Here is an 18043-nt window from a genome sequence, read left to right on the forward strand (position 1 = left end):
GCTCAAACAAACAATTAGAGCCCATCCCGATCCCATCGGGATGGAACAGGCTCTAAGCGGAGCGCAAGGCGGGCTTTACCGGGTCGGCCTTGCCTGGTGCCGTCCGACCGATGACGCAATTTCGTCCGGCGCGTTTGGCGGCATAGAGCGCCGCGTCCGCCTCGGCGAGCACGTTGTCCAGGCTGCTGCCGCTTGCCTCGCCGTAGCCGATGCCGCCGCTGACCGTGCTGCGCAACTTGCCGAGCTGGGTGGGGACGATTTCGGTGCCGAACGCCACGCCGATCTTGCTGGCGAGATCGTAGGCCTTTTCATCCGTCATCCGCGACATGACGATTGCGAACTCTTCGCCGCCCAGGCGAAAGGCGTCGACGCCGGTCCTGGCATATCGCTTGATGACGGCGGCAAAGCGGCACAGGACCTGATCCCCTACCGGGTGACCGTAGACATCGTTCGTCCGCTTGAAGTGGTCGAGGTCGAACATGACGATGGACATGAACGGACCGAAACTCCGTTCGCCGTAGAGTGACGTCAATGCCCGGCGGTTCAGCAACCCTGTCAGCGGATCGGTCATGGTCTCGGCCTTGAGTTCGATTTGCGCCTGCAGATGATGGAGGGAGAGCGTCAACGCTCCGAGCCCGGTCATGCAGGCGACCGCCACGACGGAATTCAATCGTTCGGCCCAGTTGTCGGGCGCGACCGCGAGCGTCCATTGCCCCTTGGTCAGTAGAACCACGCCGCAAAGCGCAAACGACACAGCGCAGGTGCCGCTCAGAAACGAAACCACCAGCAGGATCCGGCGATCGTGACTGCCATTGATCCAGAACATGGCGCCGATCGCCGACAGCAGCGCCGTCACCGTGGCGTAGGTGACGATGAAGCCGACACCGTCAAGCCCCAGGAAGGTCACGGCGGCACAGACAGCCATGGCGGCAAGCGCCGGTGCAACGGCGCGTCTGTGGCCGGGCACGCCCAGATATTGCATGGCCGACACGCAGAGGATCAGGAACCCCAGGCTGAGCAGCGCAAGCACGATCTGGCAGAGCAGCGGATCGGGATCCTTGGTGTATCGCCAGAACAGGATCACATGCGCGACCAGCACCAGGATGCCGCACGCCACCGTCAGCACGAAGCCTGCCTTGGGCGCGGTGAACCAGATCGCAAACATGGTGACGCTGAGGCAGATGCCCGACAGCGCGGCTGCGAGCAGGAGCGAACTGAAGTCCAGCATATCGGGCAAGGGCCTCTCGAGCGTCGGCGGTTGCGCTGCATTCTAGGTTAGCGGCAGCCCTCAGATACGGGTTTTCAGCCGATCGTTCGACCAACCTGCGGATAAGGTTTACAAAGCGTCGATGCCACGTGTCCCGAAACCGGACCCATGGATGCGAGATCAACCCTTGTTCAAGAGAGCAAGGTTGGCGTTGACGACGGTGGGATCGGCCATGCCGGCCTTCGCTTCGAGGAGCAGCGCCTTGGCCTTCTTGCGATTGCCGCGCAGCAGTTGCGAATAACCCATATTGTTGACGATCTGCGGCTTGCGGCCGGCGACTTTCAAAAGCTGGCTGTAGGCACGGTCGGCGAAGTCGAAGCGGCCGAGCTCGTCATAGGAAGCGGCGAGCCCCATCCAGGCCTCCGCATTGTCGGCCTTCAACTCGACGGCCTTGCGAAAGTGCTTTTCGGCGAGGCCGTAATTGGCGTCGCGAAACTGCGCCTTGCCTTGCGCCAGATCGGTGGTGTCGATGTTCTTTGCCGCCGGTTGGATGGCGGTGGTCTTGGTGGTGTCGACGCCGCCCGTCGTACAGCCAGACATCATCAAGACGGCCGCCATCGCGGCCATTGCCGTGAAGTTATTGTGACGCATGCCCCTGCCTCATCGCCCGATTTGCCGGGTCGTTCTTCAGGAAACACATTACATCCGAGGCGATTAAACTTCGGTGCCGAAACGCCGCTAAAATTTGGTTTCGAGCACACCAGCCATTAACCACGAAGGCTTTCACGGCTCCAAGGCTTTGAGCCCCTCGGGAACCTGGTAGCGACTGCCGTCATAGCGCAGCCGGTAGGTGCGCTTCAAGGACTTGCCGGGATGGGACTGGCACTCGCCATTCTCGTCGACGGACGGATTATCCGTATCCGCCCGCTCGGCCACGGTGATGTCGTTATAGCCGTGGTGGACCGTCGGGCTCATCGCCAGGCTGACCTGGCTCGACTGAAAGGATCCCGCGCAATTGGCGTCGCCTTCGCCGCCAAAGCCGGCCACGACGAGGCCGTCGAGCACCACGCGCAGGGCATCGCCGGCGAGCGCATAGAGCCGCAGGTCGGTTTCCCTGAAGGGGTTGGGCTGCGAATGGTTTGCCATTTCGATGCGCAGGCCGAAGGCGCTGACATTGGGCGCCAGCCTATAGCGGCCGGTATCGAATTCGATCTTGCGGATGGCTATGGCATCGTCGGTGATCAGTCCGGGCTGGAGCAAACGCTGGCGCACCTGCAGGCTGTTCTTGTCGACGACCAGAAGCTCGATATCGCCAACATGCCCGTCGTCGCTGGATCGGGCGCTGTCGGTCAGCGGCACTGCGACCAACAGCAGGTCGTCATGGGCAGGCCAGACCTTGCAGACCAGGACAAACGGCGTATCGCCATCCGCCAGGGCGATGCTGATATGGGGTTCAAGTGTGAACGAGGCGCCGTCCGCGCTCTTTCGAGCCTTGGGATAGGCCTGCTGCACCAAGGCGGCAGCATCGCCGCAATCGTCGGCCGCAGCCCAGGTGGGCCACAAGCTGGCCGCGGCGAGGCCGAGGAAGAGAATACGCAACAGCATTCGCATGGACTTCTCACGTCGCAGGGGCCGAGTTCTGGCAGAATAAGGGTTGTTGGTCCCTCGCTAGGACTTTGGTGGGGCGCTCGCTAGTGCGCCGCCGTCATTTTGACGATAATCGGGATGATCGCAATCATCAGCACCACCGGCAGGATGCAGACCGTTACCGGCACCGACATCTTGGCCGGCAGGGCGTGCGCCTTTTCCTCGGCCAGCGACATGCGCTTGTGGCGCATTTCGTCGGAAAAGACGCGTAGCGCCCCCGACAGGCTGGTGCCGAGTTCCTTGGACTGTTGCAGCAGCGTGGCGAAGGAACGCACCTCGTCCAGGCTGAGGCGGTCGGCGAGCGCCTTCAGCGCGTCGTCGAGGCTGCGCCCTGCCCTCAGCTCCAGCGACACAAGCTGCAGGTTCTGGCTGAGCGCGGGATAAGTCTTGGCGAGCTCCTTCGAGACGCGCTCGATGCCGGCCTCCATACTCATGCCGGCGTCCGAGCAGACGATCATCAGATCCATGAAATCGGGAAAACCGTTGCGGTATTCGCGCCTCTTTTCCCGCACCTTCTGGGTCAGCACCAGCCCCGGCAGGAAGTAACCCGCCGCTCCCGACAGGATAACGAATGTCCAACGGCTGGCCATCGTCGCGTCCGGACTGGCCATCCACTGGTTGAGTACAAAGACAGCGATTGCCGTGCCGATCATCGCGGTGAACCGGACAAGGAAAAACATGCCGACGGCGCGGGGCTCCATGTAGCCCGCCTGGATGAGCTTCATGCGCAGCCGGGCGACATTTTCCGGATCGCTCTTGGCGTAGAATTCCTGCGCCCGCTTCACCGCCTTCTCGCGCACGACACCCGCGTTCTTCTTCTGCACGGGCTCCGGTTTTGCGGCCACGGAACCGTCGCCGACCTTGAGCCGACGCATGACCTCGTTGCGGTCGCCCTTCGCCGTCACCATCGGCCAGGCAACCGCCCCTGCGCCCATGGCCAGCAGCAGGATGGCCACCGGCATCAACGAGGTCGGCGCAAGCGAGGCGAGGAATTCGATGAAGCCCTGCATGTCAGAACCGGAAATTCGACATTTTGAACATCATCAGATTGCCCAGCATCAGCCAGGTGATCGAGCCGCCAATCAGGTACCAAGTCTTCGGCTCGCCCCAGACATCGCGGTAGAAGCCCGGCATCAGCGCCATGATGGCGGCAAACAGCAGCGCCGGTATCGCCGTCAGGATGTAGGCCGACATGCGGCCTTCGGTCGAAATGGCGCGCACCTTGCGGCGCAGCTTCCCGCGCTCGCGGATCGTCAGCGCCAGGCCATCAAGGATTTCGCGCAGATTGCCGCCCGAACTGCTCTGGATCGAAACGGCGGTTATGAACAGCGGCAGGTCCTCATGGCCGACCCGTTCGAATAGCGAGTTCAACGCCGAAACCAGATCCGATCCGTAGGTCACTTCATCGGCGATGACGCCGAACTCGGTGCCGATCGGGTCGGGCATCTCGCGCGCGACCATGGCGATCGCCACCGGCACTGGATGGCCGGCCTTCAGGCCACGCGTGATCAGTTCCAATGCCTCCGGCAACTGCATGCCGAACCGCTTCAGCCGGCGCTTCCGCTTGAAACGCAGCGCCATCACCGGCAGCACCGGCACAAGCACCACAAACAGCACAAGCCCCATTAGCGGCGGCAAGCCATACCAGATGGCGACCAGACCAGCGGCGAATGCCACGCCGCAGGTGATCATCAGGAATTTCGACAGCGGCATGATCATGCCCGACTGGGTTCGCAGAGCGCGGAACCGATCCGGCGAAAACAGCGGCGTACCTGCATCAAGGCCCCGCTCCTTGCGCAACTGGACGAGCACCTGCTCCTGGCTGATCTTGTTTTCCTGCAGCTTCATGCGCCGGTTGATGGCGGTGCGCTTGTCGCTGCGGCCGGCATAAAGCAGGTAGCAGGCCTCGGCGATCAGGATGCCGGTCAGCGCTGCCGCGGCATAGACGACATAGATCGCGCTCATTCCATCGAACACTTGGCTACTCCTGAGGCCGGCCGGGTTCGAAATATCGTCCGGGAAACTCGATGCCCATGGCGCGCAGATCCTCAAGGAAGCGCGGCCGGATGCCGGTCGCCTCGTAGTGGCCGAGAATCCTGCCGTCGGCCTCCATGCCGGTGCGCACGAAGCGGAAGATCTCCTGCATCTGGATGACATCGCCTTCCATGCCGGTCACCTCGGCGACACTGGTCACCTTGCGCTTGCCGTCGGACAGGCGCGTCAGCTGGACGATCAGGTCGAGCGCGCTGGCGATCTGGCTGCGGATCGACTGCACCGTCATCGGCATGCCGGTCATGCCAAGCATCTGCTCGAGCCGCGAAATGGCGTCGCGCGGCGTGTTGGCATGGATAGTCGCCATCGACCCTTCGTGGCCGGTGTTCATTGCCTGCAGCATGTCGAAGGCCTCCTCGCCGCGGCACTCGCCGAGGATGACGCGGTCGGGGCGCATGCGCAGTGCGTTCTTGACCAGGTCGCGCTGTTTCAGTTCGCCATGGCCTTCGATGTTGGCAGGCCGCGTCTCCATACGCGCGACATGCGGCTGCTGCAGCTGGAGTTCGGCCGCGTCCTCGATGGTGATCAGCCGCTCGTCTTCCGGAATGAAGGCCGACAGCGCATTGAGCATGGTCGTCTTGCCGGTGCCGGTACCGCCAGAAATGATCGTCGTCTTGCGGGCGTGCACGGCCGCCGCCAGCACTTCGGCCATGTTCTGGGTGATGGCGCCGAATTCGACCAGTTTGTGCAGGCCGAGCTTGTTCTTGGAGAACTTGCGGATCGACACCAGCGGCCCATCGACCGCAACCGGGCGGATGGCCGCGTTGAAGCGCGAGCCGTCCAGCATGCGGGCATCGACCATCGGCTGCGATTCGTCGACGCGGCGACCGACCGCGGCGACGATCTTGTTGACGATGCGCAGGAGATGCGCCTCGTCCTTGAACGGAATGTGTACCGGCTGCAGCTTGCCCTTCTTTTCGACAAAGCAGTTCATGTGGCCATTGATCAGGATGTCGTTGATGTCGGGGTCCTTGAGCAGCGGCTCGAGCGGACCGAGGCCGACCATCTCGTCGACGATGTCGTCGACCAGCGCGTCAAGCTCGACGGTGTTGATCGCCATCCGCTCCTGCTTGGTCTTTTCCGAAACGAAATCATGCACTTGCCGGCGCATCTCATCCTTCGGCAAACGCTCCAGCGCGACAAGATTGATCTCTTCGAGCAGCAGCCGGTGGATACGCACGCGCGCATCGAGCACCTTGTTGGCATTTTTTGCCGGCGCTGTGTCCGGCTTTGCCGGCAAAGCCTTTCGGCTGGTTGGAATGACGACGGCATGATGGGCGACCGGCGTCGTCTCAGGCGCGCGCTGCGGACGCGCATCTCGGTTCTGCAGGGCGGAGAAGCGGCTGGTCATCCGGCTTTCCTCTTCAGCAATCCACGGCCCATACCAAACAGCGAGCGCGATTTCGCTCGGGTTGGGACCGCCTCCTCCGGCAGGATGATCTTCTTCAGGTCGTTGATGACATTGGCGTTCGGGTCGATCTCGTGCAACGGCACGCCGCGATCGACCGCTTCGCGCACCAGCCGGTAGTTGTTGGCGATGCCGCCGACGAAATGCTCGCCGAGAATTTCCTGGACGTCCGCCTGCTTGATGCCGTTGTCGAACATCTTCTGTTCGAAACGATTGACGATAACGTTCGGCTTCACTTCCTTGCCGGCAGTCTCGTAGACCGCCTGGATCAGCCGCTGCGTGTGGCGCAGGCACGGCACCGTCATTTCCGCGACGATGTAGAGCTTGTTGGAACCGAGCAGCACGGTTTCCGTCCATGGAAACCAGGTGCGTGGCATGTCGATGACGACATTGTCGAAATAGGCCGAAACGAGGTCCAGCATGCGCACCACGACATCGGTCTTGAACGAGCGCATCTCTGCTGGATGCGCCGGTGCCGCCAGCACGCACAGCCCGCTGGCATGCTTGGACAGCATCACGTCGAGCAGTTGCCGGTCGAGACGCTCGGGCTGGTTCTCGATCTCGGTGATGTCGAAACGCGGTTCGAGGTCGAGATATTCGGCACAGGCACCCTGCTGGAAATTGAGGTCGACGACGCAGGTCGAGGCGCCGCGCGTCACCGAGTGATGCAGCTGGAAAGCGGTCTGCAGCGCCAGCGTGGTGGTGCCGACGCCGCCCGCGGCAGGCATGAAGGTGTAGATCTGCGACTCGCTGTTTTCCTCCCGCCCGGGTCCCTGCAGCGCCCGCACCACGGAGCGCACCAGATCGGCGGTGGTGATCGGCTTGACCAGGAAATCCGCGACCTTGAGCTGCACGAGAATACGCACCGCGGCCGCGTTGAACTCCTGGGTGACGACAACGACCGGAACCTTGTCCTCCAGCCGGCGCATGATGCGCTGCAGCGACTCGACCTCCTCCAGCCTTGCCGCATCCATGTCGACGATGATGGCGCCGAAGTCGGCTTCCTGGATCTCGCCGCGCAACTCGGTAACGTTCTTCTCCACTGTCGAGAGCTGTATGATCTCGGAGGCGGAAAACGCGGTGCGCGTGTCCTGCGCAAACGTCCTGTCGGTCGATACGAGCAGGATCTTCCTGGTCTTGATGCCGTTTGCCATTCTGTCAGCCTGTCAGGTCGATCGACCGTTGGATCAGTTGCCCGTGGGATCAATTGGTCGTGCTGGACTGCGACGCCTTGGCACCGGCCGCCTGGTCGGGTGTTACGGCCGCGGCACTGCCTCGTTGGGCCGGCACCAGGAGCCTGGTGTTCTGGACCCCGTATTTCCAGGGATCGACCATCTGCATGACGGTGTTGGCGGCCTGCGCATTTCCGGCGCCGGCCGTCGGCCCTTCGCTGCGCACATAGTCGTCGCTGGTGCAGCCGGCGGCAAAGCCGGCCAGCAGCAAGGCGACGCTCGATCCAAAGACCAGACGCATGGCTTCAATCCTTCGGCAGGTCGAGGAAATGCCCAGCCGAAGCGGCCGCTGCAGGTTGAGTGACGCGGCCGTCTGCCAGCGCCACGGTGCGACCGGTATCGGCGCCCTTCACTTCCTCGGTGTTGTTGAGAAAATAGTCGGCGTTGCTGGCCGGCTGCGTGCCATCCGTCGGCTCGACGAGCTTCTTCGACGGATCGACCGGCTTGACCAGATAGGGCGTTACGATGATGACGAGGTCGGTCTCGCGCCGCTGATAGGATTTCGACGAGAACAGCGCCCCAAGCACCGGCATCTTGCCGAGGCCGGGAATGCCCGACGTGGTGATGTCGTTCTGCGACTGCAGCAATCCGGCGATCATGAAGCTCTGGCCGTTCTTCAGGTCGACCGACGTTCTGGCACGGCGCACGATAAAGCCGGGAACCGAGATGGAGCCGATATTGTAGGAGGCCGAAGCGTCGATCGAGGAGACTTCCGGCGCGATATCCAGGCTGACCAGCCCGTCCTTCAGAACCGTCGGCGTGAAATCCAGGCTGACGCCGTACTTCTTGTAGCTGACTGAGATCTTGCCGTTGTCCTCGGAGACCGGGATCGGGAATTCGCCGCCGGCGAGGAAGCTCGCCGTCTGGCCGGAACGGGCGATCAGGTTCGGCTCGGCCAGCCGCCGCGCCAGGCCGCGCTCTTCCAGCGCTTTGATGGCGATATCGATGGAGACGCCATTCGACAGCAGCTTGCCGATGATCTCGCCTGTTCCCGCGCCCTGTATCGATCCGGCCGGCAGCGTGACGTCGCGGCCACCCATGCCATAGGCGAAATTGGCGGCGTATTTGGCGCCGAGATCCTGGCCCGCCTGGCGGTTGATCTCGACAAAGCGGACGTTGAGCTGGACCTGCTGCGACGACGAGATATTGACCGAGTTGATCACCTCCTCGGCACCGGAAAAGCGCGTCGCGATCTTGTTTGCCTTGTCGGCGGCGACCGCGTCATCCGCCTCGCCCGACAGCACGACCCGGCCATTGGCCGATCCGACCTTGATCCTGGCATCCGGCACGCTGGCCCGAATGGTGCTGGCCAACTGGTCTGTGTCGAGCGTCACCTCGATGTCGACAGTGCCGACAAGCTGCTTTTTCTCATCGAACAGGGCAATGCCGGTGGTGCCGAGATTGTTGCCGAGCACATAAAAGGATTTGTCGGTCAGCGGGTTGACGTTGGCGATCTCCGGATCGCCGATGACGATCTGGTAGAAAGCGGCACTGGTCATGATCGTCTTCGGCTTGCCCTTGGCGACCTTGATTGACGCATTCTTGGTCGACGACACATAGACGATCTCGTTGTCAGCTCTCGCCGAGGCGCCGAAGGCCAGCATCGCGGCAGCAGCCAGCGAAGACACGACAGCCACCGCACGCAAAACGCGCAACCGCCCCATGACCCGATATGTGAACAGCCCGAACATTGTCCCGTCCCTCACCCAGTCCCCACTGGCTTTCTATTTCTGGTCCCGCGAAGGAACCTGGTATTCCTCGGCCTTTGTGCCGCGCGTCACGATGACGGTCTTGAATTTCGGCTTCTCCGGCTCTTTCACCACGGCATCGAACAGCGAGCCGGCAGCGGCCTGCACGTTCGAGGCGGCCGATCCACCGAACGAAGAGATGGTGGTGACGCCGCCCTTGCCGTCACCGCCTTCGCTGGCGGACCGAAGCGACAGGGACAAGGTGCCGACGGTGCGGGCCAGCGCCACTTTCTGCGCGCCGTCGGTGGTCACCTCGATGGTCACCGAATTGGAAATCTGCGGCGTCGTCTGGCGCTCGTCGGCACCCTGCCCGACGCTCAGCACCTTGGCATCGGCGACGACGATCTCGGAGGTGACCGTCGATCCGGCCGCACCCTGTGCATTCTTGGCCACTTCCTGAATTTCGCCGGCATCGCGCGTCAGCACGACATCAACGCGGTCGCCCGGTGTGACGAAGCCGCCGACACCTGCTATCTCGTCGGTGCGGATGGTGACCGCCCGCATTCCGGGCGTCATCATATTGGAGAGTGTCGCGCGGCCGTTCGGACCGGACAGCTTGGTCAGCAGTACCGGTTCGTTGACCTCGATCGGCGACAGCACCACGCGGCTGCCATCGGCAAGCAACGCATTGATGGTGGTGAAGGCGCCCTGCGGCACGGCCTCTTGCGACCACGGGATTTCGCTGAGCTGCGCGCGGTCGAGCGCCATGCCGTGGCGCAATGGGGCATTCGCCACCACGATGGTCTTGAACTCGACCTTCGGCACGACAGGTGCCGGAATAGACGACGTCTTCTCTTCGGAATCAGCCTTGGCCTGGCTTTTGACCCAGAAATCCGCGGCAAAGATCGAGATCGCCCCGAAAACGGCGGCGATGCCGATCATCGATATGGCCTTGCCCCTCACGCCGAAACCCCTGATGCCCGCAGTTTCTTGTTTTGTTGGGCTTAACCCTAGGCGGCATTGTTAAAGAATCAGGAATCCTGCACCGCGTATCGGACCTATTTCCGCCGGCTTGGTTATCGAATGGTTTTGGAGTAAGAGGGGCCATATCCCCGAACGGAACAGGAACCTCGGTCGCTTGGCGCTGAAAAGCGTGGCAGTATCGCGAGGTGATTCGCAGCATCGGACTCTATGGCAGGCATGGACGATCTTTTCGGCAATGACGACAACAAGCCGCAGCCGGTTCGCGCGCCAGCGCGCCCTGCGGATCCACTGGTGGTGCAAGCCACCAAGCGTCCTGCCTCGACCAAGGACGGCAGCGAGGGCTATAGCGCCGCCGACATCGAGGTGCTGGAAGGGCTGGAGCCGGTGCGCCGACGGCCAGGCATGTATATCGGCGGCACCGACGACAAGGCGATGCACCATCTGTTCGCCGAGGTCATTGACAATTCGATGGACGAAGCGGTGGCCGGCCATGCCACCTTCATCGATGTCGAGCTCTCGGCCGATGGCTATCTCGCCGTGACCGACAATGGCCGCGGCATCCCGATCGATCCGCACCCGAAGTTCAAGAAGCCGGCGCTTGAAGTGATTATGACGACGCTGCATTCGGGCGGCAAGTTCGACTCCAAGGTTTACGAGACATCAGGCGGCCTGCATGGCGTCGGCGTGTCCGTGGTCAACGCGCTGTCGGACCATCTCGAGGTCGAGGTCGCGCGGGGACGGCAACTCTATCGGCAAAAATTCTCGCGCGGCGTTCCCGTGACCGGGCTGGAACAGTTGGGCGAGGTCCACAACCGGCGCGGCACAAAGATCCGCTTCCACCCCGACGAGCAGATCTTCGGCAAGGGCGCGGCGTTCGAACCGGCGCGGCTCTACCGCATGACGCGCTCGAAAGCCTATCTGTTCGGTGGTGTCGAGATCCGCTGGACCTGCGATCCGTCGCTGATCAAGGAAAAGGACCAGACACCGGCCAAGGCGGAATTCCATTTTCCCGGCGGCCTGAAGGACTATCTCAAGGCATCGCTCGGCGACGACTTCCAGGTGACGCGCGAAATCTTCGCCGGCAAGAGCGAGAAACAAGGCGGCCATGGGTCGCTGGAATGGGCGGTTACCTGGTTCGGCGGCGACGGCTTCATCAATTCCTACTGCAACACCATCCCGACCGGCGAAGGCGGCACACACGAGGCCGGCTTCCGCAACGTGCTGACGCGGGGCCTGCGCGCCTATGCCGATCTCGTCGGCAACAAGCGCGCCTCGATCGTCACCTCGGAAGACGTCATGATCTCGGCGGCGGGCATGCTGTCGGTGTTCATCCGCGAGCCGGAATTCGTCGGCCAGACCAAGGACAGGCTGGCGACGATCGAGGCAATTCGAATTGTCGAGACCGCGATCCGCGATCCGTTCGACCATTGGTTGGCTGACAATCCGCAGGAAGCCTCGAAGCTGCTCGAATGGGTGATCGCGCGCGCCGACGAGCGGGTACGCCGGCGCCAAGAAAAGGAAGTGTCGCGCAAGAGCGCGGTGCGCAAATTGCGGCTGCCGGGCAAGCTCGCCGACTGCACGCAGAATGCCGCGGCCGGCGCTGAGCTGTTCATCGTCGAAGGCGACTCGGCCGGCGGCTCGGCCAAGCAGGCGCGCGATCGCGCCAGCCAAGCGGTGTTGCCATTGCGCGGAAAAATCCTCAACGTTGCCAGCGCCGGCAACGACAAACTCGCCGGCAACCAGCAGATCTCGGACCTGATCCAGGCGCTCGGCTGCGGTACGCGTTCGAAGTACCGCGATGAAGATCTGCGCTACGACCGCGTGATCATCATGACCGACGCAGACGTCGACGGCGCCCACATCGCCTCGCTGCTGATCACCTTCTTCTACCAGGAGATGCCGGCGCTGGTGCGCGGCGGCCACCTTTACCTCGCCGTGCCGCCGCTTTACTCGATCAGGCAAGGCGGCAAGGTCGCCTATGCCCGCGACGACGCGCACAAGGACGAGCTCCTGCGCACCGAATTCACCGGGCGCGGCAAGGTCGAACTCGGCCGCTTCAAGGGTCTGGGCGAGATGATGGCGGCCCAGCTCAAGGAAACCACCATGGATCCGAGGAAGCGCACACTGCTTAGGATCGATGTGATCGACGCCGAGGCGGCGACCAAGGACGCCGTCGATGCGCTGATGGGCACCAAGCCGGAGGCCCGCTTCCGCTTCATCCAGGAACGCGCCGAATTCGCCGAGACGGAAGTGCTGGATATCTAGCCGCCAGCCGGTCCATAACAAGGCTCCAGTTGCGGAGACGAGCATGTGACCTGGGCGCGGCTGAAAGGCTATTTCGAGACGAGTTTAGCCGGCTTGACGCAACCGACGCGTTCGGACTGGATTTTCTCGCTGCGCACTGTTTCGGCTGGCCTGATCGCTCTGCTAGCCGCCTATGCGCTGAAGCTCGACCATCCGCAATGGGCCATGATGACGGTGTTCATCGTCGCCCAGCCGGTTGCCGGCATGGTGCTGGCGAAGGGCTTCTACCGGCTGCTCGGCACGCTGGTCGGCGGCATGGCCGCGATCGGCATCACCACCGTTTGCGGCACCAACCCCTGGGTGCTGGTAACGGTGCTTGCCGTCTGGATCGGCATCTGCACCTTCGTCTCGTCGCTGCTGCGCAATCCGGAAGCCTATGGCGCCGCCCTCGCGGGCTACACCGCAATGATCATCGGCCTGCCCGCTTTCGGACAGCCGCATCTCGTTGTCGACCTCGCGGTCGCGCGCTGTGCCGAGATCGTGCTTGGCATTGTCTGCGCCGGCCTGACCAGCCGCCTAATCCTGCCAAAACTGGCCAGCGACGCCATCGTCTCGCGCCTGAAACGCTGCATCCTTGATCTTGCCACCTATGCCGGCGGTGCGTTCTCCGGCGGCGACCCGGCAACGCTGTCCGCGCTGCACCGAAAGCTGATCACTGATGCCCAGACGCTCGGCGAGATGCGCGCCTATGCCAGGCTCGAAGCGCCAAGCTTCGCGCCGCGCGCCCATCCAGTCCGGCGCACCATCGGACAGCTGCTCTCCGCGCTCTCGGCGGCACGCGCGCTGCATTCGCACGCCGCCCCGAAGAATGCGGCGCTCATTCCGGTGCGCTCGGAATTACAATCGCTGGTCGGCGAGCTGGCGACCAAGCCCGGCGCGCTGGACGATACGGCGCTGTGGATGGCTCGGCTCGATGCGATTGCCGGAAACGCCCGGCAAATGCCCGATACCTCGACCGACCAGGGCAACGACAGGATCGGCACTATCACCCGCCTGACCATCGCCGCCGATTTCGCCGATGCGCTCAAGCAGGTGCTGCGCGGCCTCGACGCCTTGCGCGCGCCTGCCACACGTCCGGCCCGGGGCAGCAGGCAGCCTGCGCTGGTGGTGCATCGCGATTACGCCGGCGCATCGCGTAACGCCTTGCGTGCTGCCCTTGCCACGCTGCTGGTCGCGGCCTTCTGGCTGACGACGAAATGGTCGGAAGCGGCCGGTACGGTCATTATCGTTGCTGTCGTATCGAGCCTGTTTGCTGCTCGCCCCGACCCTGTGCAGGTCGCCTGGGGTTTCTTCAAGGGAACGCTTCTGGCGCTGCCGTTTGCCTTTCTCGTCGGCCAGATCGCATTGCCTGCCCTGCCCGGCTTCGGCTGGTTCATGCTGTTTGTCGTGCCCATCCTTGTACCGACGGCGCTGGCCATGGCCAATCCACGCTATGTCGGCGTGGCGACGGCCTTCGCCATCAACTTCCTTGCCTTCCTGAGCCCGCACCAGGCGATGACCTACGATCCCGGACCCTTCTTCGCCGGTTCGGCGTCGATCCTGGTCGGCATCCTGCTGGCGATCGGTGTCTTCATCGTCGTGCTACCCGCCGATCCGTGGCTCGCGGCCAACCGCATCGTGCGCGCCATGCGCGAGGATCTGGCGCGGCTTTGCCTGCATGAGCGCGTGCCGAGACGTTCGGCCTTCGAGAGCCTCGCCTACGACCGCATCAACCAGCTGATGCCGCTGGTGCAGAATGCCGGTCAGAAGGGCGATGCGGTTCTGGGCGGCGGAGTCGCCGCCGTCACCGTCGGCCTGGAGGTCCTTCGGCTGCGCGATGCAAGCCAAAGCCATGCCATTCCATCCGAGACCGCGCTTTCGATCGCCAACTTCCTGAGGGGACTGGCGCGCGAACTGCTTTTCCGCGCCCCCAGCGATCCGCAGACCTCGACCGTCGCCGTCGCCCGGCAGTATGCAGCGAACATCGCCGAGCGAAACGGCACCAGCGAATTGCTACAAATCGCGGCATCGCTGCGCATCATCGCCGCCGCGATGGAGGATTTCCCGGACTTTTTCGCGAGGGATAAAGGTTAAGCCGCCGCGATCGCCAGCGCGTGGCCTCGCGCGTTCTCGCGCAGCGCATCGAGATGGATCGACTTGATCAAAGCGGCAAGATCGCCTTCGGCGGATTGCCCACCCACTTCCTTGAGCATCAGCCAGCTGACCTCCTGCACACCGGCGACGCGCTTGCCGTTGGCAACCTCGCGCCAGATCTTCAGCGCACGCAGGATGATGGCATGGGTGACTGCGGCGAGTCCGGCGCTGCGGAACAGCGCCTGCAAGGCCACGTCGTGCCCGCCGGCCAGCAGCGCCCTTACCCTTTGTTCGGACTGCTGGCTGAGCGCGACCAGCGCCGAGCCGAAGAAATCGACCTTGCCATGCGCGATCGTGCGGATGAGGAAGCTCGCGGTGAGGTCGCCACGCAGCCTGAGATGCTCGATCAGGGCCGCATGTTCTTCCTGGCGCGTGCCTTCGATCAGCGTCACGGAAGCCTTGACGCAGGCGTCGCGCATGACGCGGTCGGCTCGCGCCGCGCCCATCATCGCCATCACCAGTGGCGACGTTTTCAACATTTCGCCAAGCTTGACGAGCAGCATATGCCGGCAGTCGGCCGGCAGCCTGATATCCGATATCAGCGCCTCGCGCACCAGCGGCAGGTGCCCATGCCGTTCGGCCATGCGGCGGAAGCTGAGCGAGGCGATGTCGGCGCCGCTGTTGGCGAGCAGCACGGCGCAGGCGTCCGCCTCGCCGATCTCGGCGATGGCCGCCGACAGCGCCATCGAGACGAGTGGCCGGTCGGCGATCAATTTCTGCGTCGCCTTCGGACTTGAAGCCACGCGGTTGATCAGGTCGGCGTCGGTGAGCAGCGGCGAGCGCGCCAACACCACGCCGGCGACTTCCGGCTGGTCGGAGGCCAGCACGCTGATGATCTGCATTGGCGCGTGGTGGCTCATCGACAGCGCCTCGGCCATCGCCAGCCGCACCTTCGACGAGGCATCGTCGAGCAACAGCGTCAGCGCCGCCTCGGCGGCGCAACGGTCCTCGAAAGGCAATTCGGAATTGATATAGGCCCGGGCCAGAGCGCTCGCCGCCGCGGCGCGCTCCGACACCCTGGCCGTGTAGATCCATTTCAGGAAATGCGAAACAACAACCATGCCCGTCTGCTTACGCCCCTTGCCAGAAGCTTCCGGCCCCACTGACGACCGTAGGCAGAATTGGTTTACGAACCGTTCACCATGTTCATTAACTGGCTTGCGAGGCTGATTTGCAGCGCCTATCAACCGTCAAGCACCTGAGGAGAAAGAAATGGCCGGGCTTTATCTCGAAGAGTTCGTTGTCGGCCATGTCTTCCAGCACACGCTGCGCAAGACCGTTACCGAAAGCGACAACATGCTGTTTTCGGTAATGACGTTGAACCCGCAGCCGCTGCATATCGACTTCGATTTTGCTGCCAAGAGCGAATGGGGCAAGCCGCTGGTCAACTCGCTGTTCACGCTCGGGCTGATGATCGGCATTTCGGTCAATGACATCACTGTCGGCACGACGGTGGCCAATCTCGGAATGAAGGAAACCGTGTTTCCGCATCCGGTCTTCCATGGCGACACCATCCGTGTCGAAACGACGGTGATTTCAGCACGCGAGTCCAAGTCGAGACCCGATCGCGGCATCGTCGAATTCGAGCATCGCGCCTACAACCAGCATGGCGATCTCGTCGCCAAATGCACGAGGCAAGCGATGATGTTGAAGAAGGCAACCTGATGCGTTCGCTGCTGTTCGTCCCCGGCGATTCCGGGAAGAAGCTGGAAAAAGGTTTTGGTGCCGGCGCCGATGTGGTCATCGTCGACCTTGAAGATTCCGTGGCGCCGCACAACAAGGCGCTGGCGCGCGAGGTGGCGGCGCGCTTCATCGCCGAACGCAGGGCGCAAACCAGTTCGGCGATCTATGTCAGGGTCAACGACCTGTCGACCGGGTTGACGGATGACGATCTGGCGGCGTTGGTGCCGGCACGACCCGACGGCATCATGCTGCCCAAGTCGAACAGCGGCCAGGATGTGCAGCACCTGTCGGCAAAGCTCAGGGTGCGCGAGGCCGAAAACGGCTTGGCCGACGGCGCGATCAAGATCCTGCCGATCATCACAGAAACGCCGACGGGCGTGCTGGCGGCGGCGACCTATGCCGGGACCAGCGCGCGGCTTGCCGGCCTCACCTGGGGCGCGGAAGACCTGTCGGCGGCGATCGGCGCGCGCACGACCCGCGACGAGCGCGGCCGCTACACGGACGTGTTCCGCCACGCTCGCACCATGACAATACTCGCCGCCGGTGCGGCGGAGGTCGAGGCGATCGACACCGTCTTCCCGAATTTTCGCGACATGGCGGCCTTCGAAGCGGAATGCACCGAGGCCAAGCGCGATGGCTTCACCGGCAAGATGGCGATCCACCCCGATCAGGTGCCTGTCATCAACGCCGCCTTCACGCCGTCGGTCGACGCCGTGAGACAATCGGCGGCAATCGTTGCCGCGTTCGCGGCAGCGGGAAGTCCCGGCGTCGTCAGCATCGACGGCAGGATGTTCGACCGCCCGCACCTGCGGCTAGCCGAGCGGCTTCTGGCGCGGGCAAAGGCGGCAGGTGTTTCCGCCTGAGCGCCTGCTACCAAACCAACGGGATCAGGCGGTAACGGACCCGGGCCACATAGTCGTCATAGCCGCGCAGGCCGGTGCGAAGCGTCTTCTCTTCAATGAAGGTGCGGATGGCCACGAGAACGACGATCACGAGTACCGACGCCAGCCCCCACCAGGAACCAAGCAGAAGTGCCGTGCCGGCGAAGAAGAGGATGGCGCCGGCGTACATCGGATGGCGGACGTAGCTGTAAGGCCCCGTGGAGATCACATGTTGTCCGCGTTCATCCTGGATCTTCACCACGGGCGCCGCGAAACTGTTCTCCAGCATCGTCAGATAGCAGATCCAGATTCCGAGCAGCAGGACGAGCGCGCCGACCACCTGCACCCAGACGGGAACCACGGACCAGCCGAAACGGACGTCGAACCCCATGAATATCTGCGAACCAAAGATGGCGAACAGTAGTATGGACAGCAGGACCTTGTCGGCCGTGTCCTGATTCTTCTGGATGGGAGAGCTCAGCCGCTCATTCATCAGGCCGGGATCGCGCCTTGCCAGCGCCACGCCCAAGGTGAGACTGAGCCCCACCATCCCCACCAGATAGACCCAGGCCCCCCGCCAGTGCAGCGTGCCGGCCGACAGGAAGAGCAAGGCGCCCATGGCGCCAAACCAGACGAATGTTTGAAGGACCAATTTCGCGATCATGATCGACCTTTCATGATATCCGCTCACTTGCGCTAGAGCGGGATGAAATGAGACTGAATCGGCTTGGGATTCCCTTAGGCGTGCAAATCTGATTCAACCTTCATGCTGGGCAAGGAGGTCAGCATGGATGGGCAAGCCTTATTCGATGGATCTTCGCGAA

16 protein-coding genes are annotated in these 18043 nt (G+C 63.2%); 4 read left to right on the top strand and 12 right to left on the bottom strand.

What is annotated here, in order from left to right; translation table 11 throughout:
- Positions 1 to 52 precede the first annotated feature (52 nt).
- The 10 genes from EOA13_RS30970 to cpaB all read right to left on the bottom strand — a co-directional run bounded on the left by EOA13_RS30970 (position 53) and on the right by cpaB (position 10197).
- The gene (locus EOA13_RS30970) at positions 53 to 1228 is read right to left on the bottom strand and encodes a GGDEF domain-containing protein (protein WP_127297219.1); all 1176 of its coding nucleotides are present in this window, start codon (positions 1226 to 1228) and stop codon (positions 53 to 55) included.
- Between the two features lie 159 nt (positions 1229 to 1387).
- On the bottom strand, positions 1388 to 1858 hold the full coding sequence (locus tag EOA13_RS30975) for a hypothetical protein (protein ID WP_127297206.1): 471 nt from the start codon (positions 1856 to 1858) through the stop codon (positions 1388 to 1390).
- A gap of 132 nt (positions 1859 to 1990) precedes the next feature.
- Entirely contained in the window at positions 1991 to 2818 is an 828-nt protein-coding gene (locus EOA13_RS30980) for a hypothetical protein (RefSeq protein WP_164780445.1), read from the bottom strand.
- A gap of 80 nt (positions 2819 to 2898) precedes the next feature.
- Positions 2899 to 3864: a type II secretion system F family protein gene (locus EOA13_RS30985; protein ID WP_127297207.1), complete on the bottom strand. Its 966-nt coding sequence runs from the start codon at positions 3862 to 3864 to the stop codon at positions 2899 to 2901.
- Between the two features lies 1 nt (position 3865).
- The gene (locus EOA13_RS30990; RefSeq protein ID WP_127297208.1) at positions 3866 to 4831 is read right to left on the bottom strand and encodes a type II secretion system F family protein; all 966 of its coding nucleotides are present in this window, start codon (positions 4829 to 4831) and stop codon (positions 3866 to 3868) included.
- A 4-nt stretch (positions 4832 to 4835) separates the two neighbouring features.
- A complete protein-coding gene (locus EOA13_RS30995; RefSeq protein WP_127297209.1) occupies positions 4836 to 6257 on the bottom strand; it encodes a CpaF family protein in 1422 nt (473 codons plus the stop codon).
- Positions 6254 to 7468 (bottom strand): response regulator, encoded by a 1215-nt coding sequence (locus EOA13_RS31000; protein ID WP_127297210.1) that lies wholly within the window; start codon positions 7466 to 7468, stop codon positions 6254 to 6256. Before EOA13_RS31000 ends, EOA13_RS30995 begins: the two co-directional genes overlap by 4 nt.
- A gap of 49 nt (positions 7469 to 7517) precedes the next feature.
- Positions 7518 to 7787: a hypothetical protein gene (locus tag EOA13_RS31005; protein ID WP_127297211.1), complete on the bottom strand. Its 270-nt coding sequence runs from the start codon at positions 7785 to 7787 to the stop codon at positions 7518 to 7520.
- A 4-nt stretch (positions 7788 to 7791) separates the two neighbouring features.
- Complete coding sequence (locus tag EOA13_RS31010; protein WP_127297212.1) at positions 7792 to 9237, bottom strand: type II and III secretion system protein family protein; 1446 nt, start codon at positions 9235 to 9237, stop codon at positions 7792 to 7794.
- A gap of 33 nt (positions 9238 to 9270) precedes the next feature.
- Entirely contained in the window at positions 9271 to 10197 is a 927-nt protein-coding gene (gene cpaB, locus EOA13_RS31015) for a Flp pilus assembly protein CpaB (RefSeq protein WP_245490533.1), read from the bottom strand.
- Positions 10198 to 10425: 228 nt separating this feature from the next.
- Between cpaB and parE the strand changes: the two genes are divergently transcribed.
- Both parE and EOA13_RS31025 read left to right on the top strand, forming a co-directional pair.
- Positions 10426 to 12483, top strand: a complete 2058-nt coding sequence (parE, locus tag EOA13_RS31020; RefSeq protein WP_127297213.1) for a DNA topoisomerase IV subunit B — start codon at positions 10426 to 10428, stop codon at positions 12481 to 12483.
- Positions 12484 to 12528: 45 nt separating this feature from the next.
- Positions 12529 to 14595 carry an FUSC family protein gene (locus tag EOA13_RS31025; protein WP_127297214.1) on the top strand — a complete coding sequence of 689 codons (2067 nt, stop codon included), beginning with the start codon at positions 12529 to 12531 and terminating at the stop codon, positions 14593 to 14595.
- Here the strand turns inward: EOA13_RS31025 and EOA13_RS31030 are convergent.
- Entirely contained in the window at positions 14592 to 15716 is a 1125-nt protein-coding gene (locus EOA13_RS31030) for a DUF2336 domain-containing protein (protein ID WP_023810498.1), read from the bottom strand. The genes EOA13_RS31025 and EOA13_RS31030 overlap by 4 nt on opposite strands.
- Before the next feature lie 151 nt (positions 15717 to 15867).
- On the opposite strand from EOA13_RS31030, the gene EOA13_RS31035 reads away from it, so the two are divergent.
- Both EOA13_RS31035 and EOA13_RS31040 read left to right on the top strand, forming a co-directional pair.
- Complete coding sequence (locus tag EOA13_RS31035; protein WP_127297215.1) at positions 15868 to 16320, top strand: MaoC family dehydratase; 453 nt, start codon at positions 15868 to 15870, stop codon at positions 16318 to 16320.
- Positions 16320 to 17201, top strand: coding sequence for a CoA ester lyase (locus tag EOA13_RS31040; protein ID WP_127297216.1), 882 nt, complete (start codon positions 16320 to 16322; stop codon positions 17199 to 17201). The genes EOA13_RS31035 and EOA13_RS31040 overlap by 1 nt, the downstream gene beginning before the upstream one ends.
- A gap of 7 nt (positions 17202 to 17208) precedes the next feature.
- Here the strand turns inward: EOA13_RS31040 and EOA13_RS31045 are convergent, their stop codons facing one another.
- A complete protein-coding gene (locus EOA13_RS31045) occupies positions 17209 to 17883 on the bottom strand; it encodes an isoprenylcysteine carboxylmethyltransferase family protein (RefSeq protein ID WP_127297217.1) in 675 nt (224 codons plus the stop codon).
- Positions 17884 to 18043: the final 160 nt, after the last annotated feature.

The organism is Mesorhizobium sp. M7A.F.Ca.US.011.01.1.1, from assembly GCF_003998295.1.
Classification (GTDB): Bacteria; Pseudomonadota; Alphaproteobacteria; order Rhizobiales; family Rhizobiaceae; genus Mesorhizobium.